This is a genomic window from Marcopretia estuarina LEGE 06307 (assembly GCF_056633115.1).
Genome location: NZ_JBSJOY010000001.1, coordinates 607589 through 630701, shown reverse-complemented (window position 1 = coordinate 630701; position 23113 = coordinate 607589). Strand labels below are relative to the sequence as shown.

24 protein-coding genes are annotated in these 23113 nt (G+C 61.6%); 14 read left to right on the top strand and 10 right to left on the bottom strand.

Annotated features, from left to right (window positions below; translation table 11 throughout):
• The first annotated feature begins 216 nt into the window (after nt 1–216).
• The 4 genes from ACWJI3_RS03205 to ACWJI3_RS03190 all read left to right on the top strand — a co-directional run bounded on the left by ACWJI3_RS03205 (nt 217) and on the right by ACWJI3_RS03190 (nt 4330).
• Entirely contained in the window at nt 217–1821 is a 1605-nt protein-coding gene (locus ACWJI3_RS03205; protein ID WP_480202859.1) for a DUF4055 domain-containing protein, read from the top strand.
• On the top strand, nt 1821–2318 hold the full coding sequence (locus ACWJI3_RS03200; RefSeq protein ID WP_480202858.1) for a hypothetical protein: 498 nt from the start codon (nt 1821–1823) through the stop codon (nt 2316–2318). Before ACWJI3_RS03205 ends, ACWJI3_RS03200 begins: the two co-directional genes overlap by 1 nt.
• Entirely contained in the window at nt 2318–3412 is a 1095-nt protein-coding gene (locus ACWJI3_RS03195) for a LysM peptidoglycan-binding domain-containing protein (protein WP_480202857.1), read from the top strand. Before ACWJI3_RS03200 ends, ACWJI3_RS03195 begins: the two co-directional genes overlap by 1 nt.
• A 78-nt stretch (nt 3413–3490) precedes the next feature.
• Entirely contained in the window at nt 3491–4330 is an 840-nt protein-coding gene (locus ACWJI3_RS03190) for a hypothetical protein (RefSeq protein WP_480202856.1), read from the top strand.
• Nucleotides 4331–4916: 586 nt separating this feature from the next.
• Here ACWJI3_RS03190 and ACWJI3_RS03185 read toward each other — a convergent pair.
• Both ACWJI3_RS03185 and ACWJI3_RS03180 read right to left on the bottom strand, forming a co-directional pair.
• Nucleotides 4917–5330: a hypothetical protein gene (locus ACWJI3_RS03185; RefSeq protein WP_480202855.1), complete on the bottom strand. Its 414-nt coding sequence runs from the start codon at nt 5328–5330 to the stop codon at nt 4917–4919.
• 183 nt (nt 5331–5513) lie between these two features.
• Complete coding sequence (locus ACWJI3_RS03180; RefSeq protein WP_480202854.1) at nt 5514–5729, bottom strand: hypothetical protein; 216 nt, start codon at nt 5727–5729, stop codon at nt 5514–5516.
• A 379-nt stretch (nt 5730–6108) separates the two neighbouring features.
• On the opposite strand from ACWJI3_RS03180, the gene ACWJI3_RS03175 reads away from it, so the two are divergent.
• Nucleotides 6109–6408, top strand: coding sequence for a galactose oxidase (locus tag ACWJI3_RS03175; protein WP_480202853.1), 300 nt, complete (start codon nt 6109–6111; stop codon nt 6406–6408).
• A 263-nt stretch (nt 6409–6671) separates the two neighbouring features.
• Here the strand turns inward: ACWJI3_RS03175 and ACWJI3_RS03170 are convergent, their stop codons facing one another.
• The 5 genes from ACWJI3_RS03170 to ACWJI3_RS03150 form a co-directional block, all read right to left on the bottom strand.
• On the bottom strand, nt 6672–8405 hold the full coding sequence (locus ACWJI3_RS03170) for a GTPase (RefSeq protein ID WP_480202852.1): 1734 nt from the start codon (nt 8403–8405) through the stop codon (nt 6672–6674).
• On the bottom strand, nt 8402–12226 hold the full coding sequence (locus ACWJI3_RS03165) for a GTPase (RefSeq protein WP_480202851.1): 3825 nt from the start codon (nt 12224–12226) through the stop codon (nt 8402–8404). The genes ACWJI3_RS03170 and ACWJI3_RS03165 overlap by 4 nt, the downstream gene beginning before the upstream one ends.
• A gap of 480 nt (nt 12227–12706) precedes the next feature.
• Nucleotides 12707–13360 (bottom strand): metallophosphoesterase family protein, encoded by a 654-nt coding sequence (locus ACWJI3_RS03160; RefSeq protein WP_480202850.1) that lies wholly within the window; start codon nt 13358–13360, stop codon nt 12707–12709.
• Nucleotides 13347–14603 (bottom strand): vWA domain-containing protein, encoded by a 1257-nt coding sequence (locus tag ACWJI3_RS03155; RefSeq protein ID WP_480202849.1) that lies wholly within the window; start codon nt 14601–14603, stop codon nt 13347–13349. Before ACWJI3_RS03155 ends, ACWJI3_RS03160 begins: the two co-directional genes overlap by 14 nt.
• A 37-nt stretch (nt 14604–14640) precedes the next feature.
• On the bottom strand, nt 14641–15324 hold the full coding sequence (locus tag ACWJI3_RS03150) for a MerR family transcriptional regulator (protein WP_480202848.1): 684 nt from the start codon (nt 15322–15324) through the stop codon (nt 14641–14643).
• 156 nt (nt 15325–15480) lie between these two features.
• On the opposite strand from ACWJI3_RS03150, the gene ACWJI3_RS03145 reads away from it, so the two are divergent.
• Both ACWJI3_RS03145 and ACWJI3_RS03140 read left to right on the top strand, forming a co-directional pair.
• On the top strand, nt 15481–16161 hold the full coding sequence (locus ACWJI3_RS03145; RefSeq protein ID WP_480202847.1) for a thermonuclease family protein: 681 nt from the start codon (nt 15481–15483) through the stop codon (nt 16159–16161).
• A gap of 77 nt (nt 16162–16238) precedes the next feature.
• Entirely contained in the window at nt 16239–16610 is a 372-nt protein-coding gene (locus ACWJI3_RS03140) for an AbrB family transcriptional regulator (RefSeq protein WP_480202846.1), read from the top strand.
• On the opposite strand, the gene ACWJI3_RS03135 is transcribed toward ACWJI3_RS03140, so the two are convergent.
• Nucleotides 16549–17103, bottom strand: a complete 555-nt coding sequence (locus ACWJI3_RS03135; RefSeq protein WP_480202845.1) for a hypothetical protein — start codon at nt 17101–17103, stop codon at nt 16549–16551. The two genes, ACWJI3_RS03140 and ACWJI3_RS03135, sit on opposite strands and share 62 nt — an antisense overlap.
• Nucleotides 17104–17566: 463 nt before the next feature.
• Here ACWJI3_RS03135 and ACWJI3_RS03130 point away from each other — a divergent pair, with 463 nt between their 5' ends.
• Nucleotides 17567–18253: an HD domain-containing protein gene (locus tag ACWJI3_RS03130; protein WP_480202844.1), complete on the top strand. Its 687-nt coding sequence runs from the start codon at nt 17567–17569 to the stop codon at nt 18251–18253.
• On the top strand, nt 18243–18911 hold the full coding sequence (locus ACWJI3_RS03125) for an alpha/beta family hydrolase (protein ID WP_480202843.1): 669 nt from the start codon (nt 18243–18245) through the stop codon (nt 18909–18911). The genes ACWJI3_RS03130 and ACWJI3_RS03125 overlap by 11 nt, the downstream gene beginning before the upstream one ends.
• Before the next feature lie 189 nt (nt 18912–19100).
• On the opposite strand, the gene ACWJI3_RS03120 is transcribed toward ACWJI3_RS03125, so the two are convergent.
• Complete coding sequence (locus ACWJI3_RS03120) at nt 19101–19313, bottom strand: hypothetical protein (RefSeq protein WP_480202842.1); 213 nt, start codon at nt 19311–19313, stop codon at nt 19101–19103.
• Nucleotides 19314–19473: 160 nt separating this feature from the next.
• On the opposite strand from ACWJI3_RS03120, the gene ACWJI3_RS03115 reads away from it, so the two are divergent.
• Nucleotides 19474–19740, top strand: a complete 267-nt coding sequence (locus ACWJI3_RS03115; RefSeq protein ID WP_480202841.1) for a hypothetical protein — start codon at nt 19474–19476, stop codon at nt 19738–19740.
• 54 nt (nt 19741–19794) lie between these two features.
• On the opposite strand, the gene ACWJI3_RS03110 is transcribed toward ACWJI3_RS03115, so the two are convergent.
• The gene (locus tag ACWJI3_RS03110) at nt 19795–20040 is read right to left on the bottom strand and encodes a DEAD/DEAH box helicase family protein (RefSeq protein WP_480202840.1); all 246 of its coding nucleotides are present in this window, start codon (nt 20038–20040) and stop codon (nt 19795–19797) included.
• A 376-nt stretch (nt 20041–20416) separates the two neighbouring features.
• Between ACWJI3_RS03110 and mads1 the strand changes: the two genes are divergently transcribed.
• From mads1 to ACWJI3_RS03090, 4 genes are read left to right on the top strand one after another with little or no spacing between them, the layout of a single operon-like run.
• Nucleotides 20417–20602: a methylation-associated defense system helix-turn-helix domain-containing protein MAD1 gene (gene mads1, locus ACWJI3_RS03105; protein WP_480202839.1), complete on the top strand. Its 186-nt coding sequence runs from the start codon at nt 20417–20419 to the stop codon at nt 20600–20602.
• A gap of 23 nt (nt 20603–20625) precedes the next feature.
• A complete protein-coding gene (locus ACWJI3_RS03100) occupies nt 20626–21060 on the top strand; it encodes a very short patch repair endonuclease (protein WP_480202838.1) in 435 nt (144 codons plus the stop codon).
• On the top strand, nt 21057–22274 hold the full coding sequence (locus ACWJI3_RS03095) for a DNA cytosine methyltransferase (RefSeq protein ID WP_480202837.1): 1218 nt from the start codon (nt 21057–21059) through the stop codon (nt 22272–22274). Before ACWJI3_RS03100 ends, ACWJI3_RS03095 begins: the two co-directional genes overlap by 4 nt.
• Nucleotides 22271–23110 carry an Eco29kI family restriction endonuclease gene (locus tag ACWJI3_RS03090; protein ID WP_480202836.1) on the top strand — a complete coding sequence of 280 codons (840 nt, stop codon included), beginning with the start codon at nt 22271–22273 and terminating at the stop codon, nt 23108–23110. The genes ACWJI3_RS03095 and ACWJI3_RS03090 overlap by 4 nt, the downstream gene beginning before the upstream one ends.
• The last annotated feature ends 3 nt before the right edge of the window (nt 23111–23113 follow it).

Sequence of the window (23113 nt, the reverse complement as noted above, 5' to 3'; positions counted from 1 at the left end):
GCAGACCGGCTGACACCCAGGTTGCTTCAGATGAGCAGCCCCCACACCTCATGGTGTTGCTCATCTCCCAGTGACTCAAGATTTCCTTGTCCATGCCGTTGTCCTGTCTGCTCTGCAGAAGGTGGCTGCATGGCGGGTGGCGCCGTTGGATGCCGTCGGTCGCCATCCATAGGGCACCCCCCTCGTGTGGCAATAGCCCACAGCAGCACCAGGCGCTTGACCTCCAGGAGTCGCAACCGATCCCGCAACGAGTGGCTGCCGCTTTCTCCGCCTGAGGAGCGGGCCCTGGCGGCGGAAGGCACCGCCCTGTCGCTGCAGCCTTGGCGGGAGCACGCCACCCTCCGCTCCCTGCGGGAGCAGCTGCAGCTCTGCTTCGACTGCTGGAACCTGCTCGATGCGCCCGGCGGCGTCAGCCGCCGCTGCGTCTACCTGCCTCCTGGCGCCAAGGAGCCTGACGCCAACTACCGCAACCGGGTGGAGAACGCCCGCCCAAGCGGCTTCTTCCGCGATGCGCTGCGCACCTACGCCGGGATGCTGTCTTTCCTGGAGTACCTGGCCCTGCCGGCCTCGCTGCAGCGGGTGATCTCCGATGTCGACGGGCGCGGCACCGACCTGGGTGTGTTCCTGTTCATCGCCGATCTGCTGGTGCTGCGCGATGGCGGCTGCTTGATCCTGGTGCTGCCACCCCTGCGAGGTTGGCCATCAGAAGGTCACCGGCTCGATGCGATCCGCCGTGGTGATCGCCTTTCGCTGCCGCGTCTCTCTCTGGTGCCGCGCGGTGATCTGCTGGATTGGCACCTGCCCAGCCCCGACAGCCCGCCGCACCGGCTGAACTGGCGGCAGGACCGCAGGGCTCCCCGGCAGCCGCTCTATGACAGCGCCATCCCAGTGCATCATTTGTCGCCCGATGGGGCCGAGGCGCCGCGGCTCGAGGACTGGCTGTACCACCAGGCCACCCTCGGTGATGACGGCCTGGCAGTCGAAACCTTTGCCGCTGTGCCGAATGGCGCGGTCGCCAGCAGCAGTGCCGCCAGTGGATACGAGGCCCAGCGGCTTGGCCCACCGTTGCTGCTGCCCCGTCAGCACACCATGCCGGTGGTCTGGTACGCCGCTGATGGGGCGGCCTTCGGGGAAGGGGATCTGCCCCACCTGGGCCTGGCCAACCAGTACCTCACCCACTACCGGCTGAAGAGCGAATACGAGGACCTGCTCAGCCGCTGCGCCCTGCCGGTGGGTGTGCGCAGCGGCCTGGTGGATCAATACGGCTTCCAGCGCAGCGAGGACGGCGAAGCCCGCGCCCCCGAGCAGCTGGTGCTCTCCACCTCCACCTTCATGGACCTGCCGGAAGGGGCGGACTTCAACTGGAAGGAGATCCGCGCCCGCTCGCTTGCCGAACACCGCGCCTACCTGACCCTGCTGGATGAAACCATGCGCCGTGATGCGCTGGTGCCGACCCAGAACCGTGGCGCTGGCCGCAGTGAAACCGAGATTTCGCTCACCGCCGGCCAGGCCTACGCCCTGCTCCAGTCGCTGGCCACCCAGAAAACGTCGGTCTTCGCGACGGTGCTGGAGCACTGGTGCTCCCTGACTGGCGACAGCCTGGTGGCTGGTGCCGGCCTGGCGCTCACCGTGACGCCGCTCACCCCGCCGCTGCGGCCCCAGCCGAGCGTGGGCGAGTGGCTCACGCTGCATGAGCGTGGTGTGATCAGCACCGCTGAGCTGCGTCACCAGCTGTCGCTGGCTGCTGCCCCGGGTGTGGTGAACCCGATCAGCGGCTCGGCCACCGAATCGTTCGCTGTGCCCACTCCGGAGCTGAGCTGATGAGCGGCCCACCTGCTCATCCCAACGCCTGGCGCCCCTCGGATCTGGAAGCGATCCGGCGCGCCCTGCTGATCCCCGTCACCGCCCCTGCTCTGCGCGCCATCAATGACGCCATGGCCCAGCTGGAGCACAGCTACCCCGAGGCGATCCCTGGCGCCAAGGCATCTCTCGACGCGATCGCCGTGATTGACGCGGGTCTGGCATCTGGTGGCACGCCCGCCGAGCCGTTCGTGATCAAGACCACCCGCAAGGCTGCCGCTGGGCCGGTGCCAGCTGAGCTGCCCAAGAAGAAGCTCGATGTGATCGAGTACGCCACCGAGCTGCTGATGGAGGAGGTGTCGACGGAATACGCCGAACCCACCGCCAACAGCTACGGCCTCAGCTCCGGCGCCCAGCGGCGCGGCCATGTGGCCAACCTGCTGCTGATCCTGCCTGGCCTGGCCTCCTGGTGCCCCCCGGCGCCGACACCGTTCTCCGGCACCTTGATCCGCTCCTGATGGGCACCACACCGGCCACGGCGCTGCAGGAGGTCGCCAATGTGCGCCTGATGCTCCAGCAGCAGCAGCACCCGGGCGCCAAGAACCCGGTGACGGTCTGCCGTCAGGTGATCGACTGCTCGATCCAGCAAACCAAGCTGATCTCCAGCCGCGACAACGGCCCCGGCATCGACACCGGCGACATCCTCTGCGAGGGCTACCTCACCCGCGCCGCCCTGCTGCCGCCAGCGACCCCCCAGTCCAATCCCTGGGATTGGCTGGCGGCCGAGCAGGACTGGCAGACCCCGGGCCTACGGGCCACCTTCCAGCCGCTTCCGGTGCCGCCAGCCACCGAGCCACCGCGGCCGACCACCGTGCAGGTGCCCGCCGAGGGGGTGTGCTGGCTGGGTGATCTGGCCCTGCTGCAAACGCCTGGCGTGCTGCCGCTCAGCCCCCGGGCGGTGTTGGCTGGCGCCAGCCTGCTGATGATCGGCCAGGCCTATGGGCCCGGCGGGATCGGTCTGCAGGTGCAGCCGGAGCTGGGGGAGGCGATCAGCTTTGCCCTCAAGCCCAACCGCGTGCTGGTGATCGAGACCGGCGACAGCTTGAACCTGATCGCCGAGCGCTACGGCACCACGGTGCAGACCCTGCGGGTGGTCAACCCGGATCTGGCTCAGCAGGGGCCGATCACCACCGCCACCGGCGACACGCTGAACGTGTTGGCTGCCCGCTACGGCACCACCGTGGATTTCTTGCGCAAGCTCAGCCCTTCGCTGCTGCGCGCCGATGGCCACACCACCGTGAGCGGCGACACGCTCAAGCAGCTGGCGATCGACTACGACACGACTGTGGATTGGCTGCGGCTCTACAACCCGGACTACGACCGCTGGCCTCGCAGTGATCCGCTTCCGGTTGGTGTGCTGCTCGAGGTGCCGGCGATCCGGCCCTCTGATGAGCTGGACCCGGGCCAGGTGCTGCAGGTGCCGTTGATCAGGCCGGGCACCCTGCTGAGTGCCGGCGGCTGGATCTACCTGCCGCCCCTGCGGGGCGTTTCCGCTGCCGATGACCTCTGGGATCTGGACCTGCCGCCGGATCCACCGCCCGTCACTCCGTGATGGGGCAGTGGCAATAGGAAGCGTGAGCACAGCCCGGATGGGGCGCTCGCTTCAACCACAGCCGTGATGGGTGGACCGATGACCAAACGCCTTTCTCAGGACCTGCAACAGCAGGTCGTCAGCTACGCGCAACCGCAGCACTGGCCCAACCAGGAGCCGCCTGCTCAGCCGGAACCGGAAGACGACGACCTTGAGGACGACGACCTCGACCCGGATGAGCCCCTGGACGAGCCCGGCGAGGAGGTCGAGGCTTCCCGCTCCGAGCCGTCCGATGCGCTCAAGGCGGAGCGGCGCAAGACCAACCAGCTGGAGCGGGAGCTGCGCACGATCAAGCGCCAGCTCGCCCAGTTCTCCAAGATCAACCCCGACGAGTACGAGCGCCTCCAAGAGGCCGAACGGCAGAAGGAGCAGCTGGAGCGCGAGATCGCCAGCCGTGAACTCCAGCTCGAGGCCGCCGCCGCCCGCAAGGTGAAAGCGGCCGCCAAGGAACGGGACGAGGCGCTCCAGGACGTGCAGAACCTGCGCAAGGAGCGGCTGCTGGAGCGGTTGTTCGTCGACGCCGATGGCCGCGCCGGTGGGGACAACCGCGGCTCGTTCTTTGAGATCTTCAAGCACCAGGTCGGCGCCGAGTTCCGCCTCACCAAGGACGCTGCCGGCCGTGACCTACTGGAGCCGATCGATTCCAAGGGCAACGTGCTGCTCGGCGATCACGGCAACCTCGACGCCGCCGATCACATCGAGTCGCTCCGCACCCATCCGGTGCTGAGCTTCCTGTTCAACCAGCGTGGCGGCCTTGGCCCCGCCACGGTGATCGCTGAGTTCGATGGCAACGGCCAGCCGACCAACTTGCAGAGCATGAGCGCCAGCGAGCTCTACCTGGCCAGCTACGCCAAGAAGCCAGCCGGCGCCAGACGTTGATCCAACCGCGCTCCGTCAGTGGTGGCGGGGCGCACCATCCAAGCGCCTCGTGTCCGCAGCCAACTCGACCGAGCGGAGCGAGGGAGTTCCTCAACCAACCAAAGCGCGATTGTCAACCGCAATGACAACCAAGCACGCGACAGGGATCCAAACTCACGATCAATCAAATCAAGTGAAGTGCAAAAAAGGGGGATATACCCCCGAATACGAGAAACGCGCGCGTACTGCCTTGGAAATGTCGCAAAATCTGGAAATTCGTTGTTCCGATCACCTCAACGTCGTCTGACTTTCCTCCTGCATCGACTGGCCTGCTTGAGGCGGCCACGGGGCGCAGCGCAACACCCGAGCGGGAACGAGCGGTTGGAGCCGCCTGGCCGCCGTCTGGTGCTGCGCCGAGGCTGGCGCGGGAACCCCGAGCAGGCGCGAGCGGGTGGAGCGGTGGGCCGATGGAGCAGCGTGTGACCGTTAGCCTTGCTGACCTTTTCGCCGGCATTGCATTGCTGCCCTGCTTGCTGGCCTTCACCGGCGCCGGCCAGGAGGTAGGAAAGGGCCGCCAGCTGACGCCAGCCGCCCCGGTGGGCCGTTATCAGGCCCGGACGCCGAACTCCCGGCGATAGAGATGAGGGTGGTGGGCTTCGATCAGCTCCATTGCCAGGAAGGCCGGGAAGGGGACCAGGCCCGACAGAGTGACCTCCTGGGAGGACAGCCCACGCCAGGGACGCCCCGCAGGAACCGCCACAGGGCCAGGCTTCTGAAGCGGCTCGATCTGGCGCAGCTTCTGCTCCAGCAGTGACCAGAGATACTTCGGGATGCCGGAGGGCCGAGGGCAGCGCCACACCTTGCAGGTGGCATCCCAGGGCCGGGATTCTTCCAGCAGCAGCCCGTGCTTGCCGGCCTTGCTGATCTCGATCATCAGCAGGTGCTGGCTCACCGCTTGGCCGGTGACGGCCCTCCAGGTGATGCCGCTCATCGTGGACGCATAGATCGTGATGGGTGCCATGGCCGAACCAGGCGAAGGACCCCGAAGCGCTGTGCGGCGTGGGCAAGGGGCGCGTCAGCGCCTCGCGCAGCCCTTGCCCCGCCGCGCATGCTGAGGAGGGCCGCCGCCTCCCCCGCTGGTGTCCCCTAAAGCCGTCGGGACAATGGGGGCCGCAAGGCCCCCTGGGGCTGGCCCCTGTGGGGATCAGATCACCGAGACGGTGCAGCCCCGGGTGCCCTGCAGCTTGCGGGCGATCGCGAAGGCCTTTTCGGCCGGCACGAAGCGGATCTTCTTGACCGGCTTGCCGCGCTTTCCGAAGAACCGCTGCTCGCAGGGGTGTGCGCCGCCCTTGATCCCATCGGGATAGAAGTGGACGATGACGCGGCGGATTTCGCAGCTGGGGGCAGTGGGTGTGGCCATGGCCTTGAGGTGAGGGACCCGATCTGACAGCGCGGCCCGCGCAGGGAAGGCAGGGGGCGCGAAGCGCCTCGCGTCAGCCCTTGCCGAACCGAGCAGGCCAGCGCAGCCTTCGGGTGGTACTCACCGGGGCCGTGGCTGAACACCCCCCAGAGGTGCTGACCTATCCGCGTTCGACCTCGGCTGCCGCCGATCCGGGGTGGCGGTGATCGTGTCCTGCGGCCGGCGTCAAGGTGTGGTGCTTGCTTGGCCAAGGGCGCCGGGCCAACAAGCCTGCTCTCGCCGCGCCTTTGTCACCTGGGGCTCCACCCGAGGTCGCGCCTGTGCCGGCCAGGACCAGGCGGCTTCTGCTAGTACAGGTGTTCTCTGTGATGGTGTTGCTGTGGCTGCTTCCCCGCCTCGCTCCCGCGGCGCCCGGCCTTCGCCCAGCTCAGCGGCAGACGATGGCGGCTACGAGCAGTGGCCATATCTCGATGAGGAGGTGCTGGTGGCCAGCCGGAGCCACAAGGTATGCCTCACCTGCCACTTTTTCCGCCACCACGCGGGCGCGAACTGCATCCCGCTGCTCACGTGTCAGTTGCACCAGGGGCTGCTGGCCCATGGGGAGCACCTCACCCGCCGCTGCCAGGGTTGGACCGAGGACATGACGCGCCAGCGGGGCTGGGCGCCGGAAGGGGTATGACAATGACAGCTGCTGCCAGCCAGCGGCCGCCACCTTGATCGAAAGTGGGCAAGCTGATGGTGATTTTAAATCAGTGCAATGTCCACATGGCATTAGATACTGAAGTGAACATCCGGCACCACAGTGATGGCAGAATAATAGTGATTATCCTATAAGTTATAATGCGATCTTGGTTTGACTTTGCTGCCACATCATCCAGCCAGCCAATCGGTTCAGACCGCTACAAAAGCGAAGTGGCTTTGAGGTTAATATCTAATCGGCGATTATGTCGGCCGCTGACGAAGTAGGGATGCAAGTTCAGCTTCGAAGCGTATGAGCTCTGATTGCTGAGCAGCGAGAGCTTGCTTGGCTGGTAGGTGGATCTTTTCTTGCTGGTCGAGCCATTCACTAAAGGTCCCCGTCATCTCTCCCATGCCGGTCTTCGCCTCGTCCTCAACTTCGGCGGCAGCGCCGCGGAGTGCATCGCGGAGCTTCTGCCTCTGATGAGCCTTCTTCTCTGCCTCTATAGCCGAAAGTACGTCACTACCTATGTCATAGAGTAGTGGACCAAGTTGCTCCATGATTGGACCAACGCTGTCTAATGCCTCAGCCCACTTGACATATTTGCTGGCTTTTTTTGCCACTTCTTCAGTCGGAAAGTTCTTGACATTGTGTGCCTTCCGAAACTCATCCCATCCAAGACCCGACTGTTTCCATTCTCTAACGAACTTTGCTGCTTCATCAAGGGACATGCTTAGGTCCACACGGGCATATGCCTTGAAGCCATCTCGGAAGGCCCGAGAGAACTGGCTGGCGCGCTTCTTGGCCTTCCCTTCTCCACTGGTCTTTGTCGAATCGGATTCGGCCGCGCCCATCTCGAGTATCAGTTCTCTAAGCCGCCTCATAGCAGGACTTCGACCACGCTCGCTGGCCTCCTGGTCTGCTGACGCAGCAAGGTTCTCGAATTCTGCATAGGCTTGTTCGCTCCATTGATCCAACGCTTCAACCAGTCGAGTCTGTAACGCCTCTGCTGCAGATACCGTTCCTATTCTGATTGCGCTCAATAGCTCATCCTCCATGAGACGGTGGAGGTCTGCCTCGCACTTGCGCCGTAGCGCGTCGAGACTGGTGCGCAAAAGAGCAACGCGCTCGAGCTCGTTCTCGCACGTTGCTATGGCCTCCTCGCGCAATGCTTGCTCGACTTTCACCATCCGAGTGAAGCTGGTGATCGCATGAGATGCAAAGCGGTACCCGGACAGTGTCCGCAACTCGGGGACACTTAGCTGAGCTTGTGTAAGCGCTTCTCGAAGCTCCCCCACCCCGTCCCAGCCAGACCCCATTTCGTAGAGGCTGGCATCCGGCTGCTCGTTCCCAACACTCTGGTAGGGGTCAGCGCTAATAGGGTGAACACCCCATCGGGGGCTTGTTGAACCGATCGCGTCCAAGAGAGACTTGAACTCAGCCTGTTTGCGTGAGCAGAGACTCCGGAACCCCTCTGGGTTTTCAGAGGGGTCGATACCTGCTTCGTCGATGCGTGAGATGACGGCGAGGAGCGAGTCTGTGACGTGATCTCCCGTAACACCAAATCTTTCACCAGTCACGATCGCGTCGAAGGTTTCTTTGTTACTCGTGACGAGCTGTGGTGGAAGAACCCAAATAAGCAGGTCCGCGAGATCAAGGCTTTCAAGTGCCTTTATGTCGTGCTCATCATTGCCGCCTGCAAAGCCTGGACTGTCGCGGAATGTCCATGTGGATCCTGTGATCTCGTCAACTGAGAACGTTTCACGGCGACCGGACACCGTGATCTCAGATGGAACAGCTACTCCATCCTCAAACAGCAGGCGCTTGAGAAGAGAGGATTTACCAGCATCATAAGCGCCATAAATTGCGGCTACCGGTTTTTCCCTGGACTGATGGTCTCGCCAAGCAGACTCAAGCTTCTCAACTACATCGCCTGTGGGAATATCGCGAAGAGAAGTCCATACCAAATCGATCCATCCATCTCTGTCTAGATTCATCGTTCCTCCCATAGGTGTCCGCCGAGCGATTGCTCGGCGCTATCGCCGAGTACCGCATAGAGTTCTCTTTGCTTCTCAATCGAAGCAATCTCCTGCATTTTGGCAATCTTCTCTGTCTCAAGCTCTATCGAGTAGGAGTTGAGCAGCCCGATGTATTTACCAGCCGCCATGATCAGACCGCACTCTTCGGCGTCGCCATCAGCAATAGCTGCTACGACGCGGGGTACCGTCTGAGCTAGCCATTCCGCGAGCTTTTTCCGATCTTCTTCGCGCCTCTCATGGAGATGCTCCTCCCAGAAAATAAATGCGATATCTAATACTACTCCTACGACTGACATCACGGCTCCAAGTTTTCCGAGAGATCGAGCGACTTTTACTGCTCCCCACGGCTTGAACTTGAATCCAAGTCCTTTTCCAATGCCAAATACCACGTCTCTCGATGCTCCACCTGCGAAACGGCTCGTCTTGTCAAAGGCGTCGTGAAACCACGCCTTACCCTTCGAATCGCTGGGCGATGCTGGACCATCTCCGACTGTGGGATCAGGAAAGGCATGGGCAAACTCTGCTGAGGCGAAGCGTCGGTTAATGACTTCCTCTGTCTGGGTTCGCCAAGTTTCGAGTTCCTTCTGTGCGACTTTTCCCCACTGCTCCAATTCGACCGCTAGAGCCTTGTCCTCCCACCACTTTTGTAAGTTCGAGGCCTTCAGCTTGAGCCGCACTGGATCGGTCTCAGAGAGCACTTCATCCCGGAGAGACGCAGCCTGCTCTTCGACCCGCCGTTGCAACCTTGCGCGAAGGTCGTCTGCGAGGCGCTTTCCTTCTCCCTTCTGTTCTGTGACGAGGCTAAGGAGCCTCCCTATGGCATCAGCCTGAGCAACAAGCTGATTCATTACTGCGCCTTGTCGTGCGTCGAGACGAGCTAGTCGGGCCAACCCTCCTTCTAGCAGCGATCTGTCAACACCAGTTTGTAGTAACTCGGCCTCGATCTCTCGGTAGGCCCGCGTGAACTGATCGAAGCCATCCCATGAGCGGTTGGAGTCATATGACTCTGATGTTGCATCCCTTCGATCTCCGACTAGACCAAACGGATCGCTCGCCATGCAAAGAATCCGTTTAGGGGACATCGAGATGCCACGGCTCCCAAGCGCCTCGGACAACTCCCGTTGCTTACGCACTGCAAGCTCCCTGTAGCGTGTTGGGTTGTCCACAGGATCGACGCCAAGTTCATCTGAACGGTTCACGATGAAAAATGTTCTTGAAGCTTTCGGGACAAGAAGTTCATCTCGGCTTCCCTTCAAGACGAGTTGCATAGATGCATCGTCACCAGTCAGTAGATTAGGTTGGAAGAGGTAAAGGATCGCCGAGGCGTCAGGGAATGAGCGACGAGCCGCCTCTGTATGGCTCTCGTGCGAGCTCTGGAAACCTGGAGTGTCTACGAGATCGAGACTTCCCCACTCATAGATTATCTCTTTGTCCGTCGTGGGATTTGCACGGATGTGAAGGTCGCCTGGGACAGGCTGCCCGACGTCCAAGAGCAGCCGCTTAATGAAGCTTGACTTACCTGTGTTGTAGTCACCGACTAAGTGTAATCGTGGACGACCACGAACTGCGATGGCATTGAGTTCCGCGAATGCGGTCTTTGCCAAATCATCACCGATCAGAGCTTGATTAGCCTGGTCAAGCCACCTTCTACCTGAACCTGGCTTGACGTCGCTCGTCACGTGTGCCCAGACATCTCTGAAGGTGGAGAACAAGCTTTCAAGGACTCCTGGATCGCTGAATGTGCTTCGCTTATGCTCTCCAAGGTGAAAAGCCTGTTGGAGACCCTCGGGGTCATCGATCCACGAGTCACCGAGCCAGTACTTTGAAGGGACGTTGGGATCACCATCCTCCACCGACCGTTCACTGGCTTCCTTCGCTTCCCACAACAGACGTTGCGGATTTGTCTTCTCCGGCAACTCAGCTTTTATTGAATGCGCACGGAATGCGATCTTTTCGCCTGCAGATCCAAGACTTCGGAGATCAAGCGCTTGGTTGACAGCTGGTAGGACGACCCTTCCGGCAGAAGAGGAAGCAATTTTCTCCGCTTCTTGCGAGACACTATCTTTGAACTCGTCGTAGACGGTGTAAACGCTTTGGCGGACGTTCGCGAGTGCCTCCCGGCGGGCTTTGAGCTTCTGCGCCTCGGCACGCTTTCTGGACTCTCCTCCTAGCCATCCCAGTAACCATGCGGCTCCACTTCCCACTACGGCCACACCAGCCGCTGCTCCTGCAGCCCAACCGAGCGGATTCCAGAAGTTCGTGACCGCCATAGTCCCCAACGATGCCGCGATGCCCCCTAGGACGCCTGCTGCCTTCAGACTCCAGGACCCGTATTTCCATCCCGCACCGGCGTCCCCAGTCACATCTTTCGCATCAAGTAACCGTGCCTTCAGGTCTGCAATGCTGTCTTGGTACGCCAACCGCGTGCGGCGACTGATGAATTCATGGGCCTCAGCCAAGACACACTTAGCTGCCGTCTCCATCTCTGAGGTTGATAGGCATTTCTTCCGCACCTGCTCTCCGGTGATTCGTTCACCTCGATCGAAGGCACTTGCAACAGTTTCCTCGGCGGCGTCTAGAGACTTCGACCTCAGTGCTCCTAGCTCTGCTGTCAGGCGCTGTTGGACGAACACCTTGAACTCCCCGACGCTCGGCGCTTGGAATCGTCCTCGAAGTCTTTCCAGAGCATCGAGACGATCCACCCCTTCGCAGAAGTAAGCCATTCGGGCAGCATCTGTCACGGGGTAGCCCAGGAGACATAGCAGCGGTTCTATGGTCTGGGCCTCCAGGACACTGGACTCAGCGATGGCTTCTTTAGATGTCGCATCCATGTCTTCGCAAAGTGCGTTGAGAACACCGCGAAGTTGATCATGGAGTGCGCCCATGCGGAGCGCAACAGCGTTTTCTTCGATGCAACGAACGAGTAGCCCTTCGAGGGTGGGTAAGTTTGACCACAACTCAAGCTTCTTGGCACCATACTTCTGACGGTGCAATTCCAGTGTTTCGCGATCTGGCCCGTGATAGGGCAAAGTGGCCCGTGCAAAAAGTGCACGTTTTGATGCGACCGCCACCACTGGAACTCCAAGCATAGATACACTTGCCAGTTCGTCCTGAATATTGCCAGCGTGCTGAGCTACGGTTCTTGAAAGGCTTGCTCTGGCGCTACCGATTGGCACTCGTGGCGGTAGCCGCCATACCGAGTTGCGATTGTTCAAGACAGCGATTACAGGTTTGTTGAACTGATTTACCCACTCAGCTACTTTTGTGAACTCCGAAGCTTGTTGGCTTTGACTGTCAAAGCAAACAAGTACAAAGTCTGCCACCTCTACTGCGTAACGGGCACGCTGTTCAAGGTCGACTCGTTTGTTCATCCGACCCCATCCATTGACCCCCGGTGTGTCGTACACCTTGCACGATTCCCAGTCCTTAGGCTCCACATTGGTTGTCCAGTCGCTCTCACCATGCGAAACGGGTAGTCCGTTTCCTCTTGTGAGTGCTTCGATCAATGTGCTTTTGCCAGTACCTGTCCGTCCGAACAGAACGATGTTGAAGCTTTCGGCCACACCCGCCTGCTTGGCAAACAGCCGCTCAATCTCTGCTGTTCGCTCTTGAATATGACTTATAAATCGACCAGAAGCCTTATCAGGTGTTGAGGAGCTGAGCCGAACGATCTCTTCGTTCATGCTGCTGATCAACGACTGGGCCTCTTGCTGTGTTGACGCAAGTGCCTCCCGACTAGCTTTGACGGCCTCCCGAGTCGATTGTTCCAGGCTCTTCATCTTCATCTTACTCATGCACAATTCTGATGTGCAAATGCACTGGGGAAGATTTCTGCAGTTAGTTGTGGCAGGCATTCATAAATGGCCATCAGGATACTAACCCATCATTTTTAGGGTGAGGTGCCCATTGGCCACGGTGTTCCTCCCGTGTATTGCTTTTGGTGCGTATTGACTCACGGCAGAGTTGCTTGCGGCTCAAGTTGGAGTTGCTCTTGAGGGGCAGCTGGCCCGTATGCTGCCAGCAGTTGCGATTGTGGTTCACATGGTTGGCAACGTCACCGAAACACCAGACGAGCTGCCTGATGGGATTATCGTTGCGATCCAGACTGAGAATCTTATCGAGTACGAGGACCTGTGCGATCTTAGACTGGCCCTCATTAAACAGTAAGTATTGATAGTGACTGTCTGTAAGCAGATTGTGCGCCCGATGCAAGGAGTCGATTTTGGCCAGCCGAACAACACGGCAGCTCTCTTGATGGCTCACTGGTCTGCTCCTTCAGTTGGTTCATAAGGATTTTCAAGCGGCAGCGCCGTCAGGATTCCGCTCTCATACGCCCCGGTGTCGATCCCGATGCGGTGCGGCAGGTGGGTCACCTGGTAGTCGTTGCTGAAGGTATGCCCGTGCACCACGATGTAGGGCAATCCGTGGGGCTTGGAGAGAAAGGGCTGGCGGATCCAGATCAGATCCATGAAGTCCTGCTCCTCCAGCGGAACCCCGGGCCGCACCCCCGCATGCACGAACAGGTAGTTGCCGCGAATCGCGGTGACCGGCAGCTGCTCGAACCAGACCCTGCGCTCGGCCGCAAAGCAGACGAGCTCCCGATCGCCTCCACTCCATTCCCACAGATCCAAGCCCTCCTCGGGTGCGGGATGATCCATGGCGTCCAGCAGCATCTGCTCGTGGTTGCCCATCAGCACGGTTACCCCTGAAAGGCCATAGGCCGCCGGGTTGTCCTGCAGCTGCCACACCCGTTCCAGCACCTTGCGATCGCCATCGGGCTCAGGGGCCCGATCGATCAGATCCCCGAGGAAGATCAGCTCCGCGCCCGAATCCAGGTGCGGGGTGAGTTCCTGCTCCAGCAGTGAGGCGCAGCCGTGCACATCTCCGATCGCTACTACCTCAGTCCTGCTCATCGTTTTCCTCATAGACGTTGGCGCTGGAACGCATCGACTCACGGCTGAGGCGCTTGCGGCTGCGGTTGGGATCGCTTTCCAGCAACTCCAGCTTTTCGCTGAGCAGCTTTCGTTCGCGGCTCACGCTGGGGCTGCCAGGCATGGCCATGAAGCGGGCGTGCAGGGAGCGCAGGCTGGCACCAGCTGCCATGACATCGCCCCGATCGAGTTCCTCGATCACTCGCCTGCGTTCGCGGTTGGAGCGCAGCAGCTCCAGCTGCTCGGCCACGGCCGCATCGGGGTCCAGTGCCCTGAGCTCCTCGCTTTCCATCACGGGCAATTGAAGATGCTCGATCAGGGTCTGGCGTTCGCTGCTGCCGGGGGCATCCCAGGCCAGGCGCACGCTGAGGATCTCCTGATTGGGGATCCAGGCGGGCAGCTTGAGCTGCACACCCACATTGAGCTCTTGGCCGGCGCGCAGGTTGGGGAGCTGGTGATTGCCGGCGCCGGTGGGCTTGAGGTCGTTGAGCAGATCGACCACCTCGGCGCCGTGCTTGCCCCGTAGACCGATGCTGACTCGCCGCCCGATGGTGGTGGCCAGCCCCTGAAGCTCGGAGGCGTAGAGATCCGCCAGCTGGCTGGGGGTTTCGATGTGGGCCAGGGTGCCATCACCTGCAGCGGCCATGGCGCCCATCAGGTCCTCGTCAAAGTCATTCCCCAGGCCAAAGGCACTGGTGCTGATGCCCCGCTGGGTCAGGCCCGCCACCTTGTCGGCAATCTCCCCTTGATTGGTGAGGCCCTCGTTGGCCTGGCCATCGGAGAGCAGCAGCACCCGGTTGAGCTGGGTGGGATCGAGGTGCTCGGCCACCTGGGTGGCTCCGGCCAGCCAGCCATCGAAGAGGGCCGTGCAACCACCGCTGTGGATTGTGTTGATCGCGGCGATGAAGGGCTGGGGATCGGTGACGGGGGTGGAGGGCACGACCACCTTCACCTCGCCGTCGAAGGTGACGATGGCGAGGCGATCACGGCTGGTGAGCTCTCCTGCCAGGAAGCGGGCGGCCTTGCGGGCAAAGCTGAGCTTGGTTCCGCTCATCGAGCCGGAGCGGTCGATCACCAGGGCCAGGTTCAGGGGCGGTCGCTGCTGTCGCTGGGGTTCTGCTTCCGAGGCAGGGGGGGTGATGGTGATCAGCAGGTCGAGGGTGGAGGCGCCATCGGCCGCCACCGCCGGGCGAAGGGGCCGGAATCGCAGGGTGGGATTGGACATGGGGGTTCGTTGGCGGTTGGGTGCTTGGGAAAAGAATTCAGGGGGAGAGTTCGTCGAGCTGGTCGCTGAGGCGTTCGAGCAGGCGTTGCATCCAGATCCGGCGACGGGAGCCGGCGGGGGGGATGGAGACGGACTCGCGCAGGTGCAGTTCGATGCCGGGGGCGAGGGACAGGCGGTGCCAGCGGCTATTGGTATCGCTGGAGCGAGAGGAAGATCCCGAGCGGGAGCGGGAGGAGCGGGTGAGGGAAGAAAGGGGTGTACTGAGCATCCCGAGAACGGGGCTCATGGAGCTGTTTTTTCGTGCGAACAACGGGGGCTCGCTGGCTTGAACGTCGGCGTCGCCGGCTGGAGACGACAGATCCCTCAAGTAGTCGAGGGCCTCGTTGCCTGCTGGAGCGGAGGGGACGATGGCCGTCGCTCCCTCCCCGTCCAGCTGCTCCAGCTGCTGCTCCAACTCCGCATCGGCCAGAACGCAGAGGGGAGCAATCGCCGAGAGGCTCAGACCGCGCCGGGCCAGGGCGCGCACCAGCATCAGTTGCAGAAGATGGCGGTGGCTATAGACCGCACTGCGTCCCTCCTTGCCGGGGCGATCGATCAACCCCTGGGTGGCATAGAGACGCACGGTGCGGGGTGAGATCTCTTCCCCCAGCAGGTCGCCCGCGGCCGTGAGGAGATCCTCGAGGCCATAGCGGGCGTCAGCGGTAGCGGAGACCTTCACCATGATCCAAGTATGCACACTTGCAGTGCAGGTGTCAAGTAACTGTGCAAGTGTCTTTATCGCGTCACTGCTTTGCAAAAGTGCCTGGCCATGGAAGCGGGACGGCCCGCGGCCTCTGTGAAGAGGGGCCTCAGGGTGAAGCCCAGCCAGACTTTTGCGATGAATCGCTTTCCTCTGCTGCTCTTGGGTCTGACGCTGGCGACTTGGCTTAGTTGTGCTGCCAGCAGGGCACAATCCATCCGCGCCACGGTGCTCTCGATCGGCGATGGCGACACGATCCGGGTGCAGCAGGGCCAGCAGCGGATCACGGTGCGGCTGGCCTGTATCGATGCCCCCGAGATGGCCCAGGCACCCTATGGCGCCCAGTCCCGCGCCTATCTGCAAACGCGGCTGCGGATCGGCACTCCGGTGACGCTGCTTCCCCAGACGTTCGACCGCTATGGCCGCACCGTGGCGGAAGTGATCGGGGAGGTGAATCTGAACCTGGCGATGGTGGAGGACGGCCAGGCGTTTGCCTACCGCCAGTACCTGAGCCAGTGCAACGCCAGGGAGTATCTGGATGCCGAGTTCCGCGCTTCCCGCAGCCGCTACGGGGTGTGGAGGACGCCGGGCGGCATCACGAGGCCTTGGGAGTTTCGGCGGGCTCGGCGTACGGGTGGAAGCAGTCGTGCGGTCAGTTCAGGTGTGGCCCCTGCTGGGACAGCCCCAGCTGCGATTGCAGGCCAGCGTTACCGCTGCAAGCAGATCGGCAGTTTTGCAAAGGCCCAGGAGTTGCTGCGCCAGGGCCACACCTACCTCGATGGCAATGGTGATGAGGTGGCCTGCGAGAGCCTGCGTTGAGAGGACGGACAACCGCACCTTTTGGCTCTGGTCGTCATCGGCTTGCTCGTTACATTCAAGCTTTGAACGCCACGCCCATGGCCCTAACCGGAACTGACCTGCTCGCCAAAGTCAAGGAGCTGGGTGATGTCTCCAAGTCCGATCTGGTGCGAGCCGCCGGCTATGTGAGCACCAAGAAGGACGGCAACGAACGCCTGAACTTCACGGCGTTCTATGAGGCCCTGCTGGAAGCCAAGGGCGTCAGCCTGGGTGATGGAAACGGCAAAACCAAAGGGAAGGCTGGTCGTAGCTTGAGCTACGTGGCCACCGTCCAGGGCAACGGCAACCTCCTGATCGGTAAGGCCTACTCCGCGCTGTTGGATCTCAAGCCCGGCGATGAGTTTGAGATCAAGCTGGGTCGCAAGCAGATCCGCCTGGTGCCAGCTGGCTCAACGGAAGAGGAGGAGTGAGCCTTCCAGCAGCTGGCTCTTTGAGCTGACTCCAGCTCAGCTGCTCACACGACAGCAGAAAGCCGGTGACGTTGTCCGGCCACTTGGCCAGCACCAGCAGTTCCCTGGGGTCACGGGCAAAGCCTTTCTGGGAGAGAGCCGCGAATTCGGCCAGGTTGTCGTGGCTGACCAGCGCCCCACTGGCTTTGCTGGCCTCGATCGCAGCGGGGAACTCCTGACCTTGTTCCGCAAGGCAGCGTTGGTAGGCCTCCTCGAAGCTCACCCCCTGCTCCTGCAGCCTCACGAAGGCATCCAGCTCCGGTGGGAGGTGATCCAGCCATAGGGGAAGGCTCCTCACCGGACCAATCGTGATGCCCTGGGTCTGGGTGTGGATCAACGCCACCGTGGCCTCCAACGACCAGCTGGGTTGGGCGAGCAGCTTGCCGGCGGCGATCTGCAAATGCCAGCGGTAGTCCTCAGCGAGGGCCTGGTGGGTCCGGGCGAGGTCAGCCATGGAACAGGGGATCACGACAAAGCCCGGTGACGAGGCCACCGGGCTCTGAAGGAGTTTGGTTGATGGGGGCGGAGTGGCTGACGCTGGCACCTGGGGCCAGGGTTCCAGTGGGACTTCCCGATGGGTCCGGGGCACCTGGGCGAGGCCGTTAACGGTGCAGTGGACGGCGACGGCGTGACACGCCAGGGAAGCCAGAGATCCGATGAGAGTGTTGGAGCAGGGGCCGGATCGTCAGCGCGCTCCTGACGCCTGACCCGGGGGAGTGTCATCCATCGAAGGGCCTCCGAATCCGATTCAGGAACGATCGGACGACCTGCCTGCAGGCGCAATAGGCGTTAATGCCTGAGCGGGTGGGGCGGAAGTGCCGTGGTGCAGCTGGAGCTCCTCGGCACGAGCAACCAGGCCCGTCAGGCGAGAGACGCACAGGCCAGCGCCAAACCGTGAAGCGATCCAAGATCTGTTGATGACGAACAAGCCCCCCACCCACAGCGAGCGGTATGACGAGGCCCTGCTCTGGACCGCCCAGCTGCACCGCACCCAGATCCGCAAGGGCAAGCCGGTGCCCTACATCTCCCACCTGATCGCCGTGAGCGGCCTGGTGTGGGAAGACGGCGGCACGGAGGTTCAGGCGATCGCCGCCCTGCTACACGACTCCATCGAGGATGCGGGCCAGAGCCACGGCTCGATTGCCGAGCGCTTCGGGGAGGAGGTGGCCGCCATCGTGGTGGATTGCACCGACACCGCCGAGGGCCTGACCGGCCCAGGCAAAGAACCTTGGCTGGTGCGCAAGACCCGCTATGTGGCCTCGCTGGACCACAAGAGCGAGACCTCCCTGCTGGTGACGGCGGCCGACAAGGCCCACAACGCCCGGGATCAGGTGCTCGATGCCCGCCGTGACCCGCACGGCTGGGATCGTTTCACCGCCGGCATTGATGGCACCGCCTGGTACCTGCTGCGCATCCACCAGACCCTCAGCCACCGTCTGCCGGACAGCCGCTCCAATGTACTACTTGGGGAGTCGGTTAAGGAGATCCTGGCCAGTGAGCCCTACCGGCGGATCGTGCCCCACGGGATAGCACCGGCGGTGTGGGCGGCGGGGTACCTGGAGCGACCGGAAACGCACCGGAGCCGATCTGCTCATGACGGCTGAAGTTCTCGCCTCCGCTCCGCGGTTGATCGATGGTCCCGACGCCGCGCCGGCCACCGTGCTGCTGGCCCATGGGGCCGGTGCACCGATGGACAGCCCGTTCATGGCGGCCATCGCCAGTGGAATGGCCGAATTGGGCTGGCGGGTGGTGCGTTTTGAGTTTGCCTACATGGCCAGGATGCGCGAGACGGGTCGCCGCCAGGGACCTGACCGGATGCCGGTGTTGCAGGAGGCGTTCCGCCAGCAGGCACGGCTGGAGCAGACGGAGCAGCCGGGCCGGCCGGTGTTCATCGGTGGCAAGTCGATGGGCGGCCGGGTGGCCAGCCTGCTGATCGATGAGCTGGCCGCCAGCGACGGGGTGACCGGTTGCCTTTGCCTCGGCTACCCCTTCCACCCGCCCGGCAAGCTGCTGCAGCTGCGCACCGAGCACCTGGCTACCTTGAGCACTCCCACCCTGATCCTGCAGGGGGAGCGGGACAGCTTCGGGCGGCGGGAGGAGGTGGAGACCTACAGCCTTTCGCCGCAGGTACAGCTGCGCTGGATCGCCAGAGGTGACCACAGCTTCAAGCCCACCCGCAGCTCGGGACTGAGCGAGCCGGACAACTGGGCCACAGCGGTGGCCTTGAGCGATATGTTCCTGCGGGAGCTGCTCAGGGGCTGAGCCTCTCAGCTCCCCACAGAGACACCTTCATCTCGACAGTAAGTCCTGCGAACGCCTGAGGTTCACGCATGCCGTTAGTCAGGCGGGCAAGCTGCCAGCACAGGCGAATGGGAGTGGGATGCTTGCCTCGGCTACTGACAGGACCTCCTGGAAGCGATTTAGTGGAACGTCCTGGCCTCGTGACTGGGCTCAGGTGAGTGCCGAGTCTCCTATAAAGAAATCCTCCTCCTTCCCGTTCAATGTGGCCCCATCAGCCCAAGTCAAACCAATGCAGTGACCTGTGGCTCTGGATCGGATGAGATAAAAAGGATTCATTGAAGAACGGATAACCTCATACTCCCGGTTTTGCCAGTGCACCGTCAGCCCTTCATCGACCGCCCTGCGGATCTCGGCAAGCTTCATGGCGGGACAGGCCCCAGCACAGTAAACACGAAGTGCAGCCACCATCCCTGAGCATTGGTCATCCCGAAAGTGGCATGGGAGCAACCCAGCGGCAACATGCACGATCAGACCAGCCTACATCAGGACCTGATACGCTTGTACCAGCGACTGAGATTGCCTCATGACTGCGGTCACGCTGAGCCAGTTTCGGGCGACGCTCAGGCTCACCTGGGTCGATGCCGAGGGTCGCGGAGAGAGGGTCTTCAGCTACTGGAACAACGAATCCGTGACGCACGACCTGTGCAACAGGGAGGAGGTTCTGCACATTGTAAGACGTTCTGACGGCTCCTTCTATCTTCAGATCGCGAACCAGCTCCAGGAGGGAGGACTCGAGGAACTGGAAGCTGCCTTGTTCGAGTGGGCACTAGACGAAGGCTGGTTTGACTGATACTCAGCTGCTCAAGAGATCCCGTAGAGCAAACATGGAGAGACTGAGCAAGATTTAGGGCACCCCAGAGACGCTGCTCGGCGGCAGTGCTGCTCCCGAACCAATGGAAGAGTCGTTGCCGTCGGTGCGCTCAGGGATGGCGGTGAGGCCGAGGAGCCGGTTGGACTGCAGATTGGCCAGCCAGTGCACGTAGCTCGGGGCGGCGGCATGGTGGTACTCATCGATGATCACCACGGCGAAGATGACGGTTACAAGACCCGCCTGATCAAGCCCAGCGAAGGACTGCGCCGAGGCGAACATATGCCGCCACTAGCTGGGGCTCTGGCCATCCACCAGCAGCTCGCTAAAGGAGCCATCGCACGGCAGCTGCGGAAGGTGGCGAGGTTCTCCTGCAGGTTTTCGCGACGGTGGGCCATCAGCAGCAAAGGCGACGGATCCTGCGGGGGGAACCGCTGAGGAAAGTCGGCTTGGAGGCGGGCCACCTCGAAGCCGGATGGACCAGGCCTCAAGCCCGAAGAAGGCGGATGGTAACGGCACCCGCCCCTAGCGAACCCAACCAAACCCAACCGAACCGCGTTGACATCGAGCGGCGGACGATGGTAGAAGGGGGTCATTCCGCAAGCTAGGGCGTAGTTCGTCCTGCATCCTTCGATCACCTCGTCTAGTAAAACTCTGGATGGCCGAACGATGGCAGTCAGTCGAAGAGATCTCGGAGTACCTCGGGGTCAGCAAGGACACTGTGTACACGTGGGTCTCATCCAAGCGCATGCCAGGACATCGCGTCGGGCGCTTCTGGAAGTTCAAGAAGGAGGAGGTCGACGAGTGGGTGCGGGATGGTGGCGCTGCCACCCCAGGGGTCTAGGAGGCTGACAAGTGAGCCTGGTGATGACACAGGCCTGGGCTCGGCTAGACCCGCTGACGCCCACAGAGCGGAGCGAACGCATGTCGCGCGTGAAGTCGAGAGACTCGAAGGCAGAGATGGTGGTTCGTCGCGCGCTCTTCAGCCTCGGCTTTCGCTACCGTTTACACCGGAAAGACATAATAGGCACGCCGGATATTGCTTTCATCGGCCGCCGTAAGCTGGTTTTCGTGCACGGCTGCTTTTGGCATCGTCATCCAGGGTGCAAGAACGCGCGGACGCCGAAATCGAGGCTTGAGTTCTGGCAGACCAAGCTCGACAAGAACCGAGAAAGGGATTTGAGCGTGCAGAAGCAACTCTATGACGAGGGCTGGTCCTTTCTCGTGGTATGGGAATGCGAGACCAACAAAGTGCCTGCTCTGCTCGCACGACTCAGGGACTTCATGGAGCAACCGCTGTGAACTCAATCGAGCTCTTTGCAGGTGCCGGTGGGCTTGCGATGGGAATTGCACAGGCCGGCTTTCACCACATGGCCATCATCGAGCGCGACCGTTGGGCGTGCGACTCGGTACGTGAGAACAAAGCAAGATCGATCGCTTCTGCAGTCAAAAGTGACTTGTCATTTCTGCCTCACTGGCCCGAACCTTTCCAAGGTGATGTAAGGGAGTTTCGGTATAACCGCATCGGCGCGCCAATCCATCTCGTTTCTGGTGGCCCACCGTGCCAACCGTTTTCGGTGGGCGGCAAGCACAGGGGACATCAAGACTCCCGCGACATGTTTCCGGAGGCGGCTCGCGCCGTGCGGGAACTTCAACCCAAGGTGTTCATGTTCGAGAACGTTCGTGGGCTTCTTCGTGAGAAGTTCGCTGAGTACTTCGAGTACGTGTTTCTTCGCCTGACATACCCGGAGCTGGTCATGAAGGACGATGAGTTGTGGAACGAGCACCTAGCTCGCCTCGAACGGCACCATTCGAGCGGCTCGCAGAAGGGGCTTGTGTACAACGTGACCTTCAGGGCCCTCAATGCGGCCGACTATGGTGTGCCTCAGACGCGTGCGAGAGTGATCCTCGTTGGCTTTCGTAGTGACCTTGGGATCGACTGGAGCTTCCCAAAGCCGACCCACTCGAAAGAGCGCCTGTACTGGGAGCAATGGGTAACAGAGCAGTACTGGGACGAGCATCAGATCGCCAGGCCAAAGCGACCAAAGCTCAGCACCCAGGAGAAGCGCAAGCGTGATCGCCTTCGGGAATTGGCCACAGCGCCATCAGGTGCGCGCTGGCTGACCGTGCGCGACGCGCTGCAAGGCCTTCCCGACCCAGAGCAACAACCCCTCTTGGCTGCCACATATCACAACCACAAGTTCCAGCCTGGTGCCCGCTCCTACAGCGGGCACACGGGCAGCCTGCTGGACCTTCCCTCCAAGACGCTGAAGGCAGGTGTTCATGGCGTACCAGGGGGAGAGAACATGCTCGCCCGCCACGATGGATCCGTTCGGTACTTCAGCATCAGAGAAGCAGCGAGGCTTCAGACGTTTCCGGATGACTACGCACTCGAGGGCGCGTGGTCCGAAGCCATGCGGCAGCTAGGGAACGCCGTCCCAGTCCGCCTAGCGAAAGTCATTGCCGGCTCGATCGCGTCTCGTCTCGATGTTGGAGCCCATGAGAGGCAGCCGTGAGCGAAAACTCAGCAGCCGCACTTCTCACCCACCTAGATGAACTAACGACCAAACTCTCGGTTAGCTCTTCGGCGCTTTCGGCTAAGCATCGAAAACAACTGCGAACGCGCCTCATCAAGGCGATTGATGGACTTAGGGAGATGGAGGCTCGGCTTGACCCGATTCACGCGCCGCTGAACTTCTTTGATCCCTCTGATCCTAGAATCGTCGGAAAGTTTATTGGCGTTGCACTCGTTGCCCAGCCAAAGGTCCCTCTAGCGGACGTCGTCAGATTCTATGGCAGCGGGGTGTATGCCCTCTACTACGAGGGGGACTTTCCCCAATACGAACCTATCCGGGCAAGTGAAACACCAGTTTATGTCGGGAAGGCCGACCCTCAGGACGGCGCGGCGACCACACCGAAACAGCAGGGCACGCGACTTCATGCTCGGCTGCAGGATCACGCGCGTCGTAGTATCGGGAAGGCCAGCAACCTAAAGATCGAAGACTTTGCCTGCAGGTATCTGGTCGTCCAGAGCGGTTGGCAGACAGCCACTGAGAAGTATCTGATAGACGTATTTCGGCCGGTGTGGAACAACGAGGTCAAGCTCATCTTTGGCATCGGCAAGCACGGGGACGCAGCCACCACGCGGGCAAACAAACGTTCTCCCTGGGACACCATGCATCCCGGGCGAGCATGGGCCTACAGCGACTCCGATATGATGGACCAGGTTCCCTTATCTGATCTGAACGACATGCTCAAGGCGCATTTTACAAAGGTGCCGCCATTCGACGACATTGCCGGTATCCTTGAACACTTTTTCAAGAGTCTTCGGCAGGCTAACACGCAGGAGTAGCGC

Bases quoted from the DNA above. Each gene is read 5' to 3' on its own strand.
- ACWJI3_RS03160 (WP_480202850.1), bottom strand. From the start codon at position 13,360: ATGAGCAGGACTGAGGTAGTAGCGATCGGAGATGTGCACGGCTGCGCC.
- ACWJI3_RS03140 (WP_480202846.1), top strand. From the start codon at position 16,239: ATGGCCCTAACCGGAACTGACCTGCTCGCCAAAGTCAAGGAGCTGGGT.
- ACWJI3_RS03115 (WP_480202841.1), top strand. From the start codon at position 19,474: ATGACTGCGGTCACGCTGAGCCAGTTTCGGGCGACGCTCAGGCTCACC.
- ACWJI3_RS03185 (WP_480202855.1), bottom strand. From the start codon at position 5,330: ATGGCACCCATCACGATCTATGCGTCCACGATGAGCGGCATCACCTGG.
- ACWJI3_RS03190 (WP_480202856.1), top strand. From the start codon at position 3,491: ATGACCAAACGCCTTTCTCAGGACCTGCAACAGCAGGTCGTCAGCTAC.
- ACWJI3_RS03125 (WP_480202843.1), top strand. From the start codon at position 18,243: ATGACGGCTGAAGTTCTCGCCTCCGCTCCGCGGTTGATCGATGGTCCC.
- ACWJI3_RS03200 (WP_480202858.1), top strand. From the start codon at position 1,821: ATGAGCGGCCCACCTGCTCATCCCAACGCCTGGCGCCCCTCGGATCTG.
- mads1 (WP_480202839.1), top strand. From the start codon at position 20,417: ATGGCCGAACGATGGCAGTCAGTCGAAGAGATCTCGGAGTACCTCGGG.
- ACWJI3_RS03110 (WP_480202840.1), bottom strand. From the start codon at position 20,040: ATGTTCGCCTCGGCGCAGTCCTTCGCTGGGCTTGATCAGGCGGGTCTT.
- ACWJI3_RS03165 (WP_480202851.1), bottom strand. From the start codon at position 12,226: ATGAAGAGCCTGGAACAATCGACTCGGGAGGCCGTCAAAGCTAGTCGG.
- ACWJI3_RS03170 (WP_480202852.1), bottom strand. From the start codon at position 8,405: ATGAATCTAGACAGAGATGGATGGATCGATTTGGTATGGACTTCTCTT.
- ACWJI3_RS03135 (WP_480202845.1), bottom strand. From the start codon at position 17,103: ATGGCTGACCTCGCCCGGACCCACCAGGCCCTCGCTGAGGACTACCGC.
- ACWJI3_RS03180 (WP_480202854.1), bottom strand. From the start codon at position 5,729: ATGGCCACACCCACTGCCCCCAGCTGCGAAATCCGCCGCGTCATCGTC.
- ACWJI3_RS03120 (WP_480202842.1), bottom strand. From the start codon at position 19,313: ATGAAGCTTGCCGAGATCCGCAGGGCGGTCGATGAAGGGCTGACGGTG.
- ACWJI3_RS03195 (WP_480202857.1), top strand. From the start codon at position 2,318: ATGGGCACCACACCGGCCACGGCGCTGCAGGAGGTCGCCAATGTGCGC.
- ACWJI3_RS03155 (WP_480202849.1), bottom strand. From the start codon at position 14,603: ATGTCCAATCCCACCCTGCGATTCCGGCCCCTTCGCCCGGCGGTGGCG.
- ACWJI3_RS03150 (WP_480202848.1), bottom strand. From the start codon at position 15,324: ATGGTGAAGGTCTCCGCTACCGCTGACGCCCGCTATGGCCTCGAGGAT.
- ACWJI3_RS03130 (WP_480202844.1), top strand. From the start codon at position 17,567: ATGACGAACAAGCCCCCCACCCACAGCGAGCGGTATGACGAGGCCCTG.
- ACWJI3_RS03145 (WP_480202847.1), top strand. From the start codon at position 15,481: ATGAATCGCTTTCCTCTGCTGCTCTTGGGTCTGACGCTGGCGACTTGG.
- ACWJI3_RS03100 (WP_480202838.1), top strand. From the start codon at position 20,626: ATGACACAGGCCTGGGCTCGGCTAGACCCGCTGACGCCCACAGAGCGG.